Here is a 16,086-nt window from a genome sequence, read left to right as displayed (position 1 = left end):
CGAGCGCCGCAACGGCGCGTGCAAGAGCCGGTCCGTTCGGCTCAGGCCGCGAGCTACCGACTGATCAGGATGGGCCCGGTGGGCGCCGGCGCGGGGTGGACCTCGTGGTCGAGCCTCGCGTCGACGGTGCGTTCGTCGGGCAACCGCGGTGTGCCGGCGATCGCGCACTGCAAGTACAGCTTGGCCCGCACTACGGGGCGGCGCAGCGTCCGCTCGCGTTGCAGCGCGCGGCGCATCTTGTCCGGCCGCGTGGAGTACCGCCAGCGAGCCCACGGGGCGTGCGGGCGCGACAGCCGGATGGCGCCGATGACCAGCAGGACGACCAGGAACATGCCCAGCAGACCGGTCCACACCTTGCCCTTGAGCACCACCACGACCGCCATCGGCAGCGTCAACGCCATCGCGCTGCCCACCACGGCCCGCAGCACGGTCGAGTCGGCGCCGTGCCAGATCGGCAGGAAGAACATCAGCGGGTGCAGTCCCATGATCAACAGCCCGGCGACCGCCACCGCGGCGAACACCGCGTCCACCGAGGTCCGGCCGTCCTCGGACCAGTAGACGTCGGACAGATGCAGGATCAGCGCGTACTCGTCCAGGACCAGAGCGGCCCCGATCCCGAAAAGCGTTGCGGCAAGGATGAACTCGGGCTCATGCCCATCGATGGACAAGGTGACCAGCATCAAGCCGGAGAGCAGGGTCAGCACGACCCCGAAGGTCACGTGGTGGATGTGCACTCCCCCGACGTGGACGTTGCGCGGGTGCCACCACCGGGTGGGGCGTCCGGTGGCGGCGCGGTGGCGGATGAAACGCACGAAGGTGCGCGTGACGAAAAAGGTCAGGATGAAGGCGACCAGGCAGCACAGCAGGGGCAGGTGGCCACTGTCGTGAACATCATGGGCGAACCATCGGGTCACCTCGGTCACGAACGAATGGAGCACTATTGAAACCTACGCCTGTCTGCGTCCGAGTCGTGGGACCCGCCCTGCACCAGGCGGGTCGGGCCCCGCGCACCCATTACGCTGTTGTGCGACATGAGTACACGGCAGGCGCCCGGCGTGGGCAATCGACCCGGGTGGGTGCTGTGGCCGCTGGCGTGGCTGGCGGCCGCCGCGGGGCTGGGTTACGCCGCGTGGCAGCTGTTCGGGCACACGCCCTATCGCATCGACATCGACGTCTATCAGATGGGCGCCCGGGCCTGGATGGACGGCCACCCGTTGTACCGCGGCGAGGTGCTGTTCCACACGCCGATCGTGGATCTGCCGTTCACCTATCCGCCGCTGGCGGCCATCGCGTTCTGCCCGTTCGCCTGGATGCACATGCCCACCGCCAGCGTCGCGATCACCGCTTTGACGCTGGTGCTGCTCATCGTGTCGACCGTGCTGGTGCTGGCCCGCCTGGGCGTGTGGAGCGCGTCGGCGGCGCTGCCCGGCCCGGCCTGGCTGCGCAGGTTGTGGCTGGGCATCGTTGCCGCGGCGGCGGCGTCTATCTGGCTGGAACCGATCAGCTCGAACTTCGCCTACGGCCAGATCAACGTCGTGTTGATGACGCTGGTGATCGCCGATTGCTTCCCGCGGCGCACGCCGTGGCCGCGCGGTCTGCTGCTGGGCCTGGGCATGGCGTTGAAGCTGACCCCGGCCGTGTTCCTGCTGTATTTCCTGCTGCGGCGGGACAACCGCGCGGCGCTGACCGCGCTGGCGTCGTTTGTGGGGGCGACGCTGCTCGGCTTCGTCCTGGCCTGGAACGACTCCTGGGAGTACTGGACGCATACCGTGCATCACACCGACCGGATCGGTTCCGCGTCGCTGAACACCGACCAGAACATCGCCGGTGCCCTGGCCCGACTGGGGCTGGGAGACCAGGAACGGTCCCTGCTCTGGGTGGCCGCGTCGCTGCTGGTGCTCGCGATGACGGTCTGGGCGATGCGGCGGGCGCTGCGCGCCGATGAGCCCACGCTTGCGGTGGTATGCGTCGCGCTGTTCGGGTTGGTGGTGTCGCCGGTGTCCTGGTCGCACCACTGGGTCTGGGTGCTGCCGGCGGTGCTGGTGACCGGCGTCGTGGGCTGGCGGCGCCGCAACGCGGCGCTGGTGGTGGTCAGCGCTGTCGGAGTGGCGCTGATGCGCTGGTCGCCGATCGACCTGATGCCCAAGCATCACGAGGCCAGCGCGGCATGGTGGCGTCAGCTGGCCGGAATGTCATACGTATGGTGGGCGCTGGCCGTCGTCGTCACGGTCGGAGTCACCGTCGCCGCCCGCGGGGGCGCGCGGGATGCGGCCCCGCAGGAGTTGACGCCGGTTACCGCGGCCGGCTAACCGGCGGCGGTCTCGGGAATCCGCACGGCCTCCCCGTTGTCCGCGTCGCCGCTACCGCCCTTTTTCAGGCTCGCCGCGTAGATGTCGACGTATTCCTGGCCGGACAACCCCATCAGCTCGTAGATCACCTCGTCGGTCACGGCCCGCTCGATGAAGCGGTTGCCGGCCAGCCCGTCGAACCGGGAGAAGTCCATCGGCTTGCCGAAGCGGACGGTGACCCGGCCGAACCGCAGCATGTTCGTCCCCGGCGGGTTGACGACGTTGGTGCCGATCATCGCGACCGGGATCACCGGAACGCCGGTCTCCAGGGCCAGCCGCGCCAGCCCCGTCTTGCCCTTGTACAGCCGCCCGTCCGGCGAGCGCGTGCCCTCGGGATACATGCCCAGCAACTTGCCCTGGCTCAGCACCTGCTTGGCGGTGTTCAGCGCGGCCTGGGCGCTGTCGGCATCGGTGCGATCGATCGGCACCTGACCGACGGCGGTGAAGAACCAACGCTGGAACAAGCCCTTCAGACCGGTGCCGGTGAAATACTCCGACTTGGCCAGGAAGGTGATTCGGCGCCGCACCACCAGCGGAAGGTAGAAGCTGTCCATCACCGCCAAGTGGTTGCTGGCCAGTATCACCGGCCCCGAACTCGGAACGTGTTCTAACCCTTCAACTTTCGGCCGCCCCAGGAGTGACAGCAGCGGGCCGAGGAGCACGTACTTGAATAGCCAGTACCACATGGCGCTCCCTCTCGGCTGCAGGCGCTGATGTTCTGCGCCAACTGTACCCATCCCCATCGGCAGGGACCACCTGCGACGCAGCCCGCTCACTCCTCGAGCGTGACCGGGATGGGCTGATAACGGGTTCTCGGCATGGCGTCGTTGGCGTCCCCCGGCGGGGCGGGGCCGCCGCCGGGGGGACCGTTCGGCGGCTGCGGCGTCGGTTTGGCGGTCCGGTCGATGTCGTTGACGATGTCGCGGACCACCTCGAGCAGGGCGACGCTGTGGTCGGCGATCGCGGTGAGCAGCGGGTGCTGCTCGCCGGTTGCCAACGCGGCCAGCGCGCACACCGGGCACCAGATCTGCTGACACTTGCCGGTGCCGACGCCCGCGCCGGCCGTCAGCGCCGCCGCCGCGCGCACCGCGGGGTCGATGCCGTCCAGGATTGTCTGGGCGAGCCTGCGCAGTTCCGGACCGATGTCGGAATGAGCCCCACTCACTTAGGCCACACCTCCGGATCTGGTCGAAAACGCACCGTCAACTCGCTACCCCGCAGATGTGCGTCCAAGACGGTGCATCGCCGAAGTACTGATGCCAACTTAACCCTGCGCCGCAATCCCCCGGCGCTGATGATCAGATCATCGTCGACGCGGCCTAACGTCAGGGCTGACGGATCGAGTTGCGGCAACGCCAGCCGCATTCGGTAGACGGACCCTAGCCCCGTGCCGGACTCGAGGTCGACAGTGGGCCGCAGCGGACCCGGCGGCGCCGTGCCGCCCCGGCGCCGCGCGGCATCGAGCAGCCCACTCAGCGCCTTGGCACCGATCGGTTCACCGGACAGGTGCGGGGTCATCACCAGCGCCACCTCACCGATGGTGGCGTCGAGCTCGTCGAGCACGCCCTGCTGCTCGACGATGCGCTCGGTATACCAGTAGAAGGCCGGGTGTTCGGGCAGGTTGCGGTACTCGTACGAGTCGTCTTGCAACAGAACCTGGTTGACGATCAGCTCTTCGACGCGCACCCCCATCAGGGCCAGTGAGCCCAGGGTTCGGGCCGCCTCGGCCGCGACCACCCGCTCGGGGGTCAGCACCAGGTGCGCGCTGACCAGATCGCCATCGGTGAGCAACGTGCTGAGCGATTCCACATGAGAGCTGATCCGCTCCAGCAGTTCGACCACCGCGGCGGACCGGGTGTCGTCGGCGCCGACGGACAGCCGGCGATGTCGCGGCCACGCCCGCTCGACATACAGCCCGAAGGTGGCGGGCAGGGTCAACATCCGCAGGGCATCGGCGGTCGACGCGCAGTCGACCACCACGCGGTCCCATTCTCCCGAGCGGGCCAGCTCGCCGACGGCATGCAGACCGAGCACTTCCTGAACACCCGGTAACGCCGAAAGCTCCTCGGGCGCAATGGTATCCAGCTCCGAATCGGGAAGGCGCCGGTCCAGCGCGGCGACCACCTCGTGCCACCGGGCCTCGAGCAGCGCCAGCGTGTCCAACGCCAGTGCGTCGAGGAACCCGCCGCCGGCCTCCGCGTCATCGGCGAGCACCCGAACCGCTTCGCCCTGGCTCGGCGGGACGGCGATGCCCAGGACGTCACCCAGCGAGTGCGCCTGGTCGGTGGAGACCACAAGCACTCGCTGCCCGGCGCTCGCCGCACCCACGGCGGTGGCGCAAGCCAGGGTGGATTTCCCTACCCCGCCTTTGCCGACGAAAAGGCTGATCCGGGCCGGGGCGGGCGCTCCGAATTCAGTGGACTCACTCAGCCTCGACTCGTTTCTTCAGATCCTTCAGCGCGGTGTCGGTCAACCGGCGCTCGGCCTTGCGCTTGAGCAGGCCGATCATCGGCATGGCCAGGTCAACGGATAGTTCATAGGTGACTTCGGTACCAGATCCTTTGGCCGCCAACCGATATGAGCCTTCAAGGGAACGCAGCAGCGAGCTCGACACCAGCGTCCAGCTCACGGACTGGCGGTCTTTGGGCCACTTGTAGGACATCACCATCGTGTCCTTGATCACCGTGGCGTCCATGACGATCCGCGCGACTTTGGGGTAGCCGTCGGCGTCCTTCTCCTGAACCTCGGCTTCCTTGTACTCTGAGATCCACTGCGGATAGGAATCGATATCCGCGATCACCTGCATGACGGTGCCCGGGTCGGCTTCGATATAGATGGTTTGCGTCGTCTTCTCCGCCACCTGGTTGCTGCCCTCTCTCCCGCGAACGGATCGACCCCTCCGATGGTGGGGGACCCCTCGGGTCTCGGTCCGACACGGTACTCTCTGCGCGGACCCGACCCGGCTAAACTACCGGAGAAACTCCGACCGGACGTGACCGTTCCAGTGTCGCCTTGACCTCGAACGCCATTTTCTTGCCCGCCACCCGACGGCGGTGCGTCATCTTCGACAAGTTCATCTTGGCGAGCTGCCAGGCCGCCACCCCGGTGGGTTCGGCGTGCAGGAAATAGTGCAGCACGACGCCGTCCAGCGACGGCTCCAGCCAGATCTCCATGGTCCCGGTCAGCGCGCCGGTGACCGCCCACCGGATGCCCTTTTCCCCGCGCTCCTCGACGACCTGCAGCCGCAGGTCCGGCCACCAGCGGCGCCAGTTCGACCGATGGGCGACCGCGGCCCCGACCCGCGCGCCGTCGGCGGCGACAAACGTCTCATCCGCGATCTGGATGCTGTTCATGACCACAGCTTCACACACCGGCCCGCGGTGCCCCGCCGAGGGCGCTCGGGACGTCATAGCGGGCAATGGCCGTGCTGGGTCAACGCGCGGATTAGGCTGGTCGGCAGCAACCCGGCTCCCGGGAATCTTCACGAGGTCAATCGAGGTCATAAGAGTGCGTGAGTACAGCGTCCCCGCCCGCTTTTCCGTCGGCGAACAGGACAACATCGCCGCGATGGTCTTCGAACACGAGCGCGACGACCCCAACTTCGTCATCTACCAGCGTCAAGTCGAGGGTGAGTGGACCGACGTCACCTGCGCCGAGGCGGCTGACCAGATCCGCTCCGCCGCACTTGGTTTGATCTCCCTGGGCGTGCAGGCCGGCGACCGGGTGTCCATCTTCTCGGCCACCCGCTACGAATGGGCGATCCTCGACCTGGCGATCCTGGCGGTGGGCGCGGTCACCGTGCCCATCTACGAGACGTCGTCGGCCGAGCAGGTCCGCTGGGTGCTGCAGGACTCCGAGGCGGTACTGGCGTTCGCCGAGACCGACGAGCACGCCGCGATGGTCACGGAGCTGACCGCCGAACTGCCCGCGCTACGCCGGGTGCTGCACATCGACGGTTCGGGCCCCAGGGCGCTCGACCAGCTGGTGGAGGCCGGCGCATCGGTGGAACCGGCCGAGCTGACCGCACGCCTCGAGGCACTGCGGGCCAAGGACCCGGCGACCCTCATCTACACGTCGGGCACCACCGGGCGGCCCAAGGGCTGCCAGCTGACGCACTCGAATCTGCTGTACGAAAGCCGCGGCGCCAAGGAGAGCCTGCCGACCTTGCTCGACGAGGGACAGCGGCTGCTGGTCTTTTTGCCCCTGGCGCACGTGTTGGCGCGCTCACTGACGTTGTCCGCGTTCGCCAACAAGGTCACCGTCGGCTTCACCAGCGACATCAAGAACCTGGTGCCGCTGTTCGCGGTGTTCAAGCCGACGGTGGTGGTTTCGGTGCCGCGGGTGTTCGAGAAGGTCTACAACACCGCCGAGCAGAACGCCTCCAACGACGGCAAGGGCCGCATCTTCGCGACGGCCGTGCAGACCGCCGTCGACTGGAGCGAAGCGCAGGACCGCGGCCGCCGCGGGCTCGCGCTGCGCGCGAAGCACGCCGTGTTCGACCGGCTGGTGTACAACAAATTGCGCGCCGCGCTGGGCGGCGACTGCCACGCGGCCGTCTCCGGCGGCGCGCCGCTGGGCTCGCGGCTGGGGCACTTCTATCGCGGCGTGGGCCTGACCATCCACGAGGGTTACGGCCTGACCGAGACCAGCTCGGCGATCACCGTCAACCAGGTCGGCAATGTCAAGATCGGCACCGTCGGAACGTTGGTGCCCGGCAACAGCATGCGCATCGCCGACGACGGCGAGCTCTTGGTGCGCGGCGGTGTGGTGTTCAGCGGCTACTGGCGCAACGAGCAGGCCACCGAAGACGCGTTCAGCGACGGCTGGTTCCGGACCGGCGATCTGGGCGTGCTCGACGAAGACGGCTTCTTGAAGATCACCGGGCGCAAGAAGGAGATCATCGTGACCGCCGGGGGCAAGAACGTCGCGCCGGCCGTTCTGGAGGACCGGCTGCGGGCGCATCCGTTGATCAGCCAGGCGATGGTCGTCGGGGACAACAAGCCGTTCGTCGGCGCGTTGATCACCATCGACCCGGAAGCGTTCGACGGCTGGAAGCAGCGCAACCAGAAGGGGGCCGGCGCGTCGGTGAGCGATCTGACCACCGATCCCGACCTGGTCGCCGAGGTGGACGCGGCGATCAAGGACGCCAATCAGGCGGTGTCGCACGCCGAGTCGATTCGCAAGTTCCGCATCCTGCCGGTCGACTTCACCGAGGACACCGGCGAACTCACGCCGACGATGAAGGTCAAGCGCAACGTGGTCGCCGAGAAGTTCGCCTCCGACATCGAGGCCATCTACGAGAAGGACTGAACCCTTTAGCGCTCGAGCTGGGGGCGCCTCCCGCTAGCCGCGAGCGTCACGCTGGCGTGCCGCCGTCGTGTGAGCGTCACGCTGGCGTGACGCCGGCGCGCGATTCAGCCGAGCAGCGTGCCCAACCGCTCCGCCAGGGCGTCCCAGCGCCATTGGGCCGTCACCCAGTCGCGCCCGGCCGCGCCCATCGCGGCGGCCCGGTCGCGATCGGTCAGCAACCCGGTGACGGCGTCGACGATCTCGTCGACCCCGCGGCCGTCGACGACCAGCCCGGTCTTGTTGTGCTGCACGGCTTCTGGCGCTCCCCCGGATTTGCCGGCGATCACCGGCACCCCGGTTGCCGACGCCTCGAGGAATACGATGCCCAGTCCCTCGACGTCCAGCCCGGCGCCGCGGGTGCGGCACGGCATCGCGAACACGTCCGCCAGCGCGTGGTGCATGGGCAACTCGGCTGCCGGTACACCGCCGGTGAAGGTCACGTCGTCAGCCACCCCGCACTCGCGTGCCAGCGCGCGCAGCGAATCCGCATAGGGGCCGCCCCCCACGATGACCAAGGCGACGCCCTCGACGCGGCGCCGGATCGACGGCAGGGCTCTGATGAGCATGTCCTGGCCTTTACGCGGCACCAGCCGGGACACGCACACCACGGTGGGCCGCTCCCCCAGCCCGTAGCGCTCACGCAAACGCGCGCGGCCCGCCGGATCGGGCCGAAACCGATCGATGTCCACTCCGGGCGGCAGGTGCTCCAGCGAAGCCTTGGGGCCGAACGCCGGCGCGAAGCGCGAACGGGTGTAGCGGCTGACGAAGGTGACGACGTCGGTGTCGTCGCCGATGCGGCGCAGCACCGAGCGCGCGACCGGGAGCATCGACCACCCGACCTCGTGGCCGTGCGTGCTGGCCAGCACCCGGCTCGCCCCGGCCCCCCTGGCGCGCTGGGCCAGCAGCGCCAGCGGTGCGGCCGCGCCGAACCAGACGGTGTCGATGTCCTCTTCGGCGATCAGCCGCCGCATCCGGGCATCGACCGCCGGGCCGGGCAGCATTAGCGTGCCCAGGTGGCGCACCACCCGATACTTGGCCGCCTCGTCGTAAGCCTCGGCGCCCTTCCAGTGCGGCGCGTACACCGTCACCGAGTGCGACCCGGTGGCGGCCAGCCGGCCGACGAACTCGCCGAGATACGACTGGATGCCGCCCGGTCGGGGCGGAAAGTCGTTGGTTACCAGCAGGACCCGACTCACCTGCGCCAGGCTAGCTTGGCGACGACGGGGGCCATGCAGACGGTCCGAGCTGGGCCGCGGTCGCGCGCCGGGCGGGCGGGCCTAGTGGGAAAGCCACTGCTGCCAGCGCGTGAGCAGGGCCGCCGGGCTGGTGCCCAGCACGTCTTGACTAGCGGCGGCCATATCGGCGTGCCGGATGCCGCAGGTGGCCAGGTAGAGGTCGCGCAACTTCGGCGGCCCATAGGCGTCGGCGACGAATCGGGCGAACAACCACGCGCGGTCGTAGGCCAGCGAGCGCTGCGTCCCCGGCTCGTCCAGGTCGCTGTCGGCGGGCAGCGTCATGGGTAGCAAGCCGTCGGCGGGCATCGGCGTAGGTGGGCGGCCGACGAAATCGGCCACCCCCTCGGTGAGCCAGCGGGGTGCATCCGAGACGGTGTCGGTGCGGGCAGCGTAGTGAAACAGCTCGTGGGTCAACACGATTCGCAACGAGGCGGCGCTCATCCCGGCGGCGCCCGGCGCGAACACGATCCGCTGGCCGACGGCAACGTGGCGGGCGGGGTCGACGCGGTCGGCGACCGTCACGGCCGCGATATCGGCCCACTGGGACGCGGGTCCCCCGCCGGCGGCGGCGCGGAATTCCTCGTCCGTTCCGGCCGCGACCACGGAGATCTCGCGGGGCCAGTCGGCGCCCCAAAACGACTCGACCGCGGTGATCGCCGCACCCATGTCCGCGGCCACCCGAGCCAGCAACCGGTCACTGGCGGGCCCGCCGAGGCCCAACAACCGCACGATGCGATCGCCGGCGGTGATCGACTTGGTTGACGCACCGATCTGGCTGCGGGCGGGCATGACCAGCTGGGCGGGTCGGATCCGGCTCTCGCGCACGGCATCGAACGGCACGGCCGCGACCACAAGGAGCTCGAGGACGAACAGCCAAGCCAGCAGCAGCGGGAGCCGCCGGCGCCGCGGTCGAGCGTCTCTAGTAACGGCGGGCGTCGTGGATCGGGCCTGCGGAGCCCATCGGCACCACCCGCACCGGCACGCCGTAGGTGGAGGAATGGATCACCATGCCGTCGCCGACGTAGATGCCGCTGTGCGACGCGTCGTTGTAGAAGGTCACCACGTCGCCGGGCTGCAGGTCCGACAGCGCCACCGGCTGACCGCCCTGGGCCTGCGCCTGGCTGGAGTGCGGCAGCGAGATGCCGGCCTGCTGGAACGCCCACATCACCAACCCAGAGCAGTCGAACGCCCCCGGTGAGGCGCCGCCCCACACGTAAGACGAACCGACCTGGGTCAGCGCGGCCTGCACGACGGTGGCGCGGTCGCCGCCGCCGACACCGCCGGGCGCCATGCCGGGCATGCCCGGCATCCCGCCGGCGGGCGGAGCCTCACCGGGCGCCTGCCCTGGGGGTGTGCCCGGGGGCGCCGCTTCCGGCGCCGGGGCACCCGGGCCGGGTGCGGCCGCCGGCGCAGCGGGTCCCGGATTGGCCAGCGCGGTGCGCTGGTCGGCGGTCAACGAAAGGTACTGCGACTTGACGACGGCGATCTGCACCTGCAGCTGGCTCTGCTTGGACTGCAGGCTGGCCCGCACCGCGGCGGCCTGCTCGGCCGCGCTCTTGGCGTCGGCGGCCGACTTGGCGGACTCGCGCTCGGCCTTGGCGGCCCGCTCCCCGGCGATCCGGTAGCTCTTCATCTGGCTGGCCATCTGCGCGGCCATCACCCGCTGCACCGCCAGCTTGTCGATCAGGCCCTGCGGCGAGCCGGCGGTCAGGATGGCCTCCATGCCGTCGACGTGGCCGCCCATGTAGGTCGCGGCTGCCAGCTTGTTGACGGAATCCTGATACGACGACAGATGCGCCTTGGCCGCGTCGACCGCGGCCTGGTCGTCGGTGTGCTTCTTGTCCGCGGCGCGCTGCGCGGCCAGCTTGTCGTTCAGGTCGAGCTGCGCGCTGTGCATCGCCTCGGTGGTCTGCTCGGCCTGGCGGGACAGTTCGTTGAGTTTTGCCGTGGCGTCTTCGGCCGGGTCGGCCCACGCGGGGCCGGTGATGACGCCGGAGAAGATCGCGAAGCCAGCTAGTGCCCCTATGGCCGAACGTGTGAGGACACGCGCAACCGGGTACCTAGAGTCAAGCCTCAAGATTTGCTTCCTTAAACGGCCATCGACGAATTCGGGTCGTCGAGCTGGTTTAGGTCTCAAACAGGTTACGAAACGATATCGGCGTTTGTCCAAAGCGAGCGGTTAAGAAATTAGAAAGAATTCTGTCATTTCTATGTGAATCGTTTCGCTGGCTCGAGGACCTTTGTGGGACAAGGCAATTAGGCTACACCAGATCCTCGATCCCGACGAATCGGGACCAGACGAAGTCGCGGCGCCAGGCCAACCTCGGCAAGAACCTCCAAAGCCGCCCGTTCATCCTGCAATAAAGTATCCGGGACCCCGAGTATCACACTGACGACGCAGTCGCGGCAGCCGGGGCCGCGCACCGCACACTCGTCGCAATCGATCACCACCGGCGTCCCCGGCTCCGGCGGCGTCATCCCGATGTCGTTAGGTCCAGGTCTTGGTGCCATCGGATCGGTCCTCTCGCTCTGACTTCGGCGCACACCGCGCCGCACTGACCGAACCGTAACCGCGGGCACCGACACGTATCCGCCCCGCATTCCGCCCGCGCCCGGCGTGGCAGGCGCGCTGGTGTCGGTCGGCGCCCTTAACGTCACCGCCGTGGCTTCCAGGGGTGCGACCCAGCTGAGCTTCGCCGACGTGGGGTCGCCGTTCACGCCCGACGAACTCTCGCTGCGCGAAACGACGTTCGTCGTGGTCGACCTGGAGACCACCGGCGGGCGCACCAAAAGCACCGGCGGAGCCGTTCCCGACGCGATCACCGAAATCGGGGCGGTCAAGGTGCGCGGCGGCGCGGTGCTCGGCGAGTTCGCCACCCTGGTGGACCCGCAGCGCAGCATTCCGCCGCAGATCGTGCAGCTCACCGGGATCACCACCGCAATGGTCACCGACGCGCCGACCATCGACGCGGTGCTGCCGATGTTCTTGGAGTTCGCCGGGTTCGATCGCGGAGCCGTGCTCGTCGCCCACAATGCCGGGTTCGACGCCGGCTTCCTGCGCGCCGCCGCGCAGCAGTGCGATATCGCGTGGCCGCGGCCGCCGGTGTTGTGTACGGTCCGGCTGGCCCGCCGGGTGCTCAGCCGGGAGGAAGCGCCCAGCGTGCGGCTCGCCTCCCTGGCGCGGCTGTTCGCGGTAACCACCCAACCCACGCACCGCGCCCTCGACGACGCGCGCGCCACCGTCGACGTGTTGCACGCCCTCATCGAGCGAGTGGGTAACCAGGGCGTGCACACCTATGCCGACCTGCGCGCCTACCTGCCGGACGTGACACCCACTCAGCGCCGCAAGCGGGTGCTCGCCGAGGGCCTGCCGCGCCGGCCCGGCGTGTATCTGTTCCGGGGGCCGGCGGGCGAAGTGCTGTACATCGGCACCGCGGTGGACCTGCGACGACGGGTCAATCAGTACTTCACCGGGGCCGACCCCCGGGGCCGGATGAAGGAGATGGTCGCGCTGGCCGGCGCGGTCGACCACGTCGAATGCGCCCACGCCCTGGAGGCCGGCGTGCGGGAACTGCGGCTGCTGGCCGCCCACGCCCCGCCGTACAACCGGCGGTCCCGATTCCCGCACCGATGGTGGTGGGTGGCGTTGACCGAGGAGGCCTTCCCCCGCCTGGCGGTGGTGCGGGCGCCGCGGCACGACCGCGCCGTCGGCCCGTTCCGGGCCCGCGCCGACGCCGCGGACGTGGCCGCCCTGCTGGCCCGGTTCACCGGGTTGCGCACCTGCACCAACCGGCTGGGGCGCTCGGCGCTGCACGGGCCGCTGTGCGCCGAGGCGGAGGTGTCGCCCTGTCCGGCCGCGCGTGACGCCACCGCCATTCAGTACGCCGCCGCCGTGGCGCGGGTCGCGGCGTTGATCGACGGCGCGGACAACGCCGCGCTGGCCGCGGCCGTGGACCAGGTCGGCGCGCTCGCCGAGCGGCATCACTTCGAGAGCGCCGCGCGACTGCGCGACCGCGCCGTCACCGCGATCGAGACGCTATGGCGCGGCCAACGGCTGCGCGCCCTGGTTGCGTTGCCCGAGCTGGTCGCCGCCGCCCCCGATGGGCAGGGTGGCTATCACCTGGCCGTCATCCGCCATGGCCAACTCGCCGCGGCGGGCTGCGCCCGGCGTGGGGTGCCGCCGATGCCGGTCATCGACGCGATCGTCGCTGGGGCACAAGCGATTTTGCTCACGCCCGGCCCTTTGGGCGGCGCACTGGTCGAGGAGACCGCGCTCATCATGCGCTGGCTGACGACGGCGGGGGCGCGCATCGTTCGGGTCGCCGAGGACGGCTGGGCGTCTCCCCTGCGATCGGCGGGCGCCTGGTCGGCGTGGGCCGCGTCGGCGCGCTCGGCGCGACTGGCCGCAGAACAGCTTTCGGCGCAGGAACTCCGGGGATCAGACCTGCTGTCCGAACCTCACCCATCGCGCGAGCAGTTGTTCGGCCGCACCCGAGTCGATGGCCTTACCGGCGCGGGCCAGCCCGTCCTCCCACGCCGGCAACCATTCAGCGCGGCTGGATAACCCCGCGTGCGCGACGATCGCGCCGGCGGCGTTGAGCACGACGGCGTCGCGCACCGGGCCCTTGCCGCCGGCCAGCACCGCTCGCACCTCGGCCGCGTTGGCCTGCGCGTCGCCACCCAGCAGGTCGTCGAGATCGGCTCGGGGAAAACCGAATCCGGCCGGATCGAAGGTCAGCTTGTCCACAGTGCCGGCCTGCACCCGCCAGATCGTGCTGGTCGTGGTGGTCGTCAGCTCGTCGAGCCCGTCGTCGCCGTGCACCACCAGCACACTGGACCGGCGGGCGGCGAACACACCGGCCATCACCTCGGAGAGACCCTCGAACGCGCAGCCGATCAATCCGGCCCGCGGTCTGGCCGGATTGGTAAGCGGCCCAAGGAGATTGAACACCGTCGGCACACCGATCTCGCGGCGCACCGCGGAGGTGTGCCGGTAGGACGGGTGGAACAGCGGCGCGAAGCAGAACCCGATGCCGACCTCGGCGAGGCTGCGTGCGACGTCTTCGGGCCCGAGGTCGATCCGGATGCCGAGCGCCTCGAGCGTGTCGGCGCCGCCGGACAGCGACGAGGCCGCCCGGTTGCCGTGTTTGACCACCGGCACGCCGGCGGCCGCGGCGACGATGGCCGCCATCGTGGACAGGTTCACCGTGTTGACGCCGTCGCCACCGGTACCGACGATGTCGACGGTGTCGTCGCGGATGGCCCCGGCCGGCATCGGCAGCGCGTGGTTGAGCATCACGTCGGCCAGCTCGATGACTTCGGCCGAGGTGGGGATCTTCACCTGCATCGCCACCGCGAAGGCCGCGATCTGGGCGGGGCTGGCATCGCCGGCCATGATCTGGTCCATGGCCCAGGCGGCCTGCCCGCGCGCCAGGTCCTGACCGCCGGTCAGCCGAGACAGGACCCGCGGCCACGATGTCGCGGACGCGCCGGGCGCCTCAGATGACAAAGCCACGCGCCGATGGTCCCACGCGGACCACGCGTAGCCCCAACCTCCACCGCGAGCCTTCCGGCGCGCTCGCCGGCGCGACGCGTTGGACATCAATTGCCGCCCCGGGTGGAGTTCAACAACTACAAAGCGTCATACTTGCGGATGTGACCAGCGCTGCCGCTACTTCGGGTACTGCAATTACGTCGCGGGTGCATTCGCTGAACCGACCCAACATGGTCAGCGTCGGCACCATCGTTTGGCTTTCCAGCGAGCTGATGTTCTTTGCTGGTCTCTTCGCGATGTACTTCACCGCCCGCGCCCAATCGGGTGGAAAGTGGCCGCCGCCGCCGACCGAGCTGAACCTGTACCAGGCCGTCCCGGTCACATTGGTGCTGATCGCGTCGTCGTTCACCTGCCAGATGGGGGTGTTCGCGGCCGAGCGCGGCGACGTGTTCGGGCTGCGCCGCTGGTACGTGCTGACCTTCCTGATGGGCCTGTTCTTCGTTTGCGGCCAGGGCTACGAGTACTACCACCTGATGTCGCACGGGACCACCATCCCCGGGAGCGCCTACGGCAGCGTGTTCTACCTGGCCACCGGATTCCACGGCCTGCACGTCACCGGCGGGTTGATCGCCTTCATCTTCTTGCTGGCCCGCACCGCGATGAGCAAGTTCACACCGGCGCAGGCTACGGCCAGCATCGTCGTCTCGTACTACTGGCATTTCGTCGACATCGTGTGGATCGCGCTGTTCGCCGTGATCTATTTCATCCGATGAGCAGGCGCTGGACGAACAGGAGTGCTCGGTTGAAGAAACTGGGATCTACCCGATCCGGTGCGGCCAAGCCGCCACACGGGCAGCGTGACCGTTCGCGGCGGCGGCTGCGTCGGCGGCTGTCCGGCGGCCTGCTGCTGCTGATAGCGCTGACCATCGCCGGCGGTTTGGCCGCCATCCTGACTCCGCGGCCGCAGGTGGCCGTCGCCGACGAGTCGAACTCGGCACTGCTGCGCACCGGCAAGCAGTTGTTCGACACGTCGTGCGTGTCCTGCCACGGGGCCAACCTGCAGGGCGTCCCCGACCGCGGGCCCAGCCTGATCGGCGTGGGCGAGGAAGCCGTCTACTTCCAGGTGTCGACCGGCCGGATGCCGGCGATGACCGGTGAGGCTCAGGCGCCGCGCAAGGAACCGATCTTCGACGAGGGGCAGGTCGACGCTCTGGGCGCCTACGTCCAGGCCAACGGCGGCGGCCCGACCACGGTGCGTAACCCGGACGGCAGCCTGGCGATGCGCTCGCTGCGTGGCCAGGACCTGGGCCGCGGCGGCGACCTGTTCCGGCTGAACTGCTCGTCGTGCCACAACTTCACCGGCAAGGGCGGGGCGCTGTCGTCGGGCAAGTACGCGCCGGATCTGGAGCCCGCCAACGAGCAGCAGATCCTGGCGGCCATGCGGACCGGCCCGCAGAACATGCCGAAATTCTCCGACCGTCAGCTGTCTTTCGAGGCTAAGAAGGACATCATCGGCTACATCAAGGCGGTGACCGAGGAGCGCCAGCCGGGCGGCTACGGCCTGGGTGGATTCGGGCCCGCACCCGAGGGTATGGCCGCCTGGATCATCGGGATGGTCGCCGCCATCGGGCTGGCACTGTGGATTGGGGCACGAGCATGA

General features: G+C 69.4%; 15 protein-coding genes and 1 pseudogene. 5 read left to right on the top strand and 11 right to left on the bottom strand.

Annotated elements, in window-relative coordinates; genetic code table 11:
• Window positions 1–53 precede the first annotated feature (53 nt).
• Entirely contained in the window at window positions 54–923 is an 870-nt protein-coding gene (locus AC5Y4T_RS04795) for a hypothetical protein (protein WP_499916739.1), read from the bottom strand.
• Between the two features lie 108 nt (window positions 924–1,031).
• Here AC5Y4T_RS04795 and AC5Y4T_RS04790 point away from each other — a divergent pair, with 108 nt between their 5' ends.
• A complete protein-coding gene (locus AC5Y4T_RS04790) occupies window positions 1,032–2,309 on the top strand; it encodes a glycosyltransferase 87 family protein (RefSeq protein ID WP_499952316.1) in 1,278 nt (425 codons plus the stop codon).
• Here the strand turns inward: AC5Y4T_RS04790 and AC5Y4T_RS04785 are convergent.
• The 5 genes from AC5Y4T_RS04785 to AC5Y4T_RS04765 form a co-directional block, all read right to left on the bottom strand.
• A complete protein-coding gene (locus AC5Y4T_RS04785; protein ID WP_499952315.1) occupies window positions 2,306–3,034 on the bottom strand; it encodes a lysophospholipid acyltransferase family protein in 729 nt (242 codons plus the stop codon). The genes AC5Y4T_RS04790 and AC5Y4T_RS04785 overlap by 4 nt on opposite strands.
• A gap of 86 nt (window positions 3,035–3,120) precedes the next feature.
• The gene (locus tag AC5Y4T_RS04780; RefSeq protein ID WP_499952314.1) at window positions 3,121–3,513 is read right to left on the bottom strand and encodes a hypothetical protein; all 393 of its coding nucleotides are present in this window, start codon (window positions 3,511–3,513) and stop codon (window positions 3,121–3,123) included.
• Window positions 3,510–4,778, bottom strand: coding sequence for an ArsA family ATPase (locus AC5Y4T_RS04775; protein WP_499952340.1), 1,269 nt, complete (start codon window positions 4,776–4,778; stop codon window positions 3,510–3,512). The genes AC5Y4T_RS04780 and AC5Y4T_RS04775 overlap by 4 nt, the downstream gene beginning before the upstream one ends.
• Complete coding sequence (locus AC5Y4T_RS04770) at window positions 4,771–5,208, bottom strand: SRPBCC family protein (RefSeq protein WP_499949787.1); 438 nt, start codon at window positions 5,206–5,208, stop codon at window positions 4,771–4,773. The genes AC5Y4T_RS04775 and AC5Y4T_RS04770 overlap by 8 nt, the downstream gene beginning before the upstream one ends.
• Window positions 5,209–5,311: 103 nt before the next feature.
• Window positions 5,312–5,701, bottom strand: a complete 390-nt coding sequence (locus AC5Y4T_RS04765; protein WP_499952313.1) for a polyketide cyclase / dehydrase and lipid transport — start codon at window positions 5,699–5,701, stop codon at window positions 5,312–5,314.
• 154 nt (window positions 5,702–5,855) lie between these two features.
• Between AC5Y4T_RS04765 and AC5Y4T_RS04760 the strand changes: the two genes are divergently transcribed.
• Entirely contained in the window at window positions 5,856–7,658 is a 1,803-nt protein-coding gene (locus AC5Y4T_RS04760) for an AMP-dependent synthetase/ligase (protein WP_499952312.1), read from the top strand.
• Window positions 7,659–7,762: 104 nt separating this feature from the next.
• On the opposite strand, the gene pimB is transcribed toward AC5Y4T_RS04760, so the two are convergent.
• The 4 genes from pimB to AC5Y4T_RS04740 form a co-directional block, all read right to left on the bottom strand.
• Window positions 7,763–8,893, bottom strand: a complete 1,131-nt coding sequence (gene pimB, locus AC5Y4T_RS04755; RefSeq protein WP_499952311.1) for a GDP-mannose-dependent alpha-(1-6)-phosphatidylinositol monomannoside mannosyltransferase — start codon at window positions 8,891–8,893, stop codon at window positions 7,763–7,765.
• A gap of 81 nt (window positions 8,894–8,974) precedes the next feature.
• Entirely contained in the window at window positions 8,975–9,805 is an 831-nt protein-coding gene (locus AC5Y4T_RS04750) for a hypothetical protein (RefSeq protein WP_499952339.1), read from the bottom strand.
• Between the two features lie 46 nt (window positions 9,806–9,851).
• Entirely contained in the window at window positions 9,852–11,009 is a 1,158-nt protein-coding gene (gene ripC / locus AC5Y4T_RS04745; RefSeq protein ID WP_499952310.1) for a peptidoglycan hydrolase RipC, read from the bottom strand.
• 179 nt (window positions 11,010–11,188) lie between these two features.
• A complete protein-coding gene (locus AC5Y4T_RS04740; RefSeq protein WP_499950621.1) occupies window positions 11,189–11,443 on the bottom strand; it encodes a hypothetical protein in 255 nt (84 codons plus the stop codon).
• Window positions 11,444–11,549: 106 nt separating this feature from the next.
• Between AC5Y4T_RS04740 and AC5Y4T_RS04735 the strand changes: the two are divergent.
• A pseudogene (locus AC5Y4T_RS04735) lies at window positions 11,550–13,433 on the top strand (DEDD exonuclease domain-containing protein); the annotation flags it as partial.
• On the opposite strand, the gene trpD reads toward AC5Y4T_RS04735, so the two are convergent.
• Complete coding sequence (trpD, locus tag AC5Y4T_RS04730) at window positions 13,371–14,447, bottom strand: anthranilate phosphoribosyltransferase (protein WP_499915959.1); 1,077 nt, start codon at window positions 14,445–14,447, stop codon at window positions 13,371–13,373. The pseudogene AC5Y4T_RS04735 and the gene trpD sit on opposite strands and share 63 nt — an antisense overlap.
• 140 nt (window positions 14,448–14,587) lie before the next feature.
• On the opposite strand from trpD, the gene ctaE reads away from it, so the two are divergent.
• Together ctaE and qcrC are read left to right on the top strand one after the other, a co-directional pair.
• A complete protein-coding gene (ctaE, locus tag AC5Y4T_RS04725; protein ID WP_082971318.1) occupies window positions 14,588–15,199 on the top strand; it encodes an aa3-type cytochrome oxidase subunit III in 612 nt (203 codons plus the stop codon).
• Between the two features lie 29 nt (window positions 15,200–15,228).
• Window positions 15,229–16,086, top strand: a complete 858-nt coding sequence (qcrC, locus tag AC5Y4T_RS04720) for a cytochrome bc1 complex diheme cytochrome c subunit (protein WP_499915957.1) — start codon at window positions 15,229–15,231, stop codon at window positions 16,084–16,086.

It is taken from the genome of Mycobacterium sp. NGS11 (assembly GCF_059813315.1).
This window is presented reverse-complemented; position numbering and strand designations above follow the sequence as displayed.

Excerpts from the sequence above, each read along its gene's own strand:
- AC5Y4T_RS04790 (WP_499952316.1), top strand. The coding sequence starts at position 1,032 with ATGAGTACACGGCAGGCGCCCGGCGTGGGCAATCGACCCGGGTGGGTG.
- AC5Y4T_RS04740 (WP_499950621.1), bottom strand. The coding sequence starts at position 11,443 with ATGGCACCAAGACCTGGACCTAACGACATCGGGATGACGCCGCCGGAG.
- AC5Y4T_RS04765 (WP_499952313.1), bottom strand. The coding sequence starts at position 5,701 with ATGAACAGCATCCAGATCGCGGATGAGACGTTTGTCGCCGCCGACGGC.
- AC5Y4T_RS04785 (WP_499952315.1), bottom strand. The coding sequence starts at position 3,034 with ATGTGGTACTGGCTATTCAAGTACGTGCTCCTCGGCCCGCTGCTGTCA.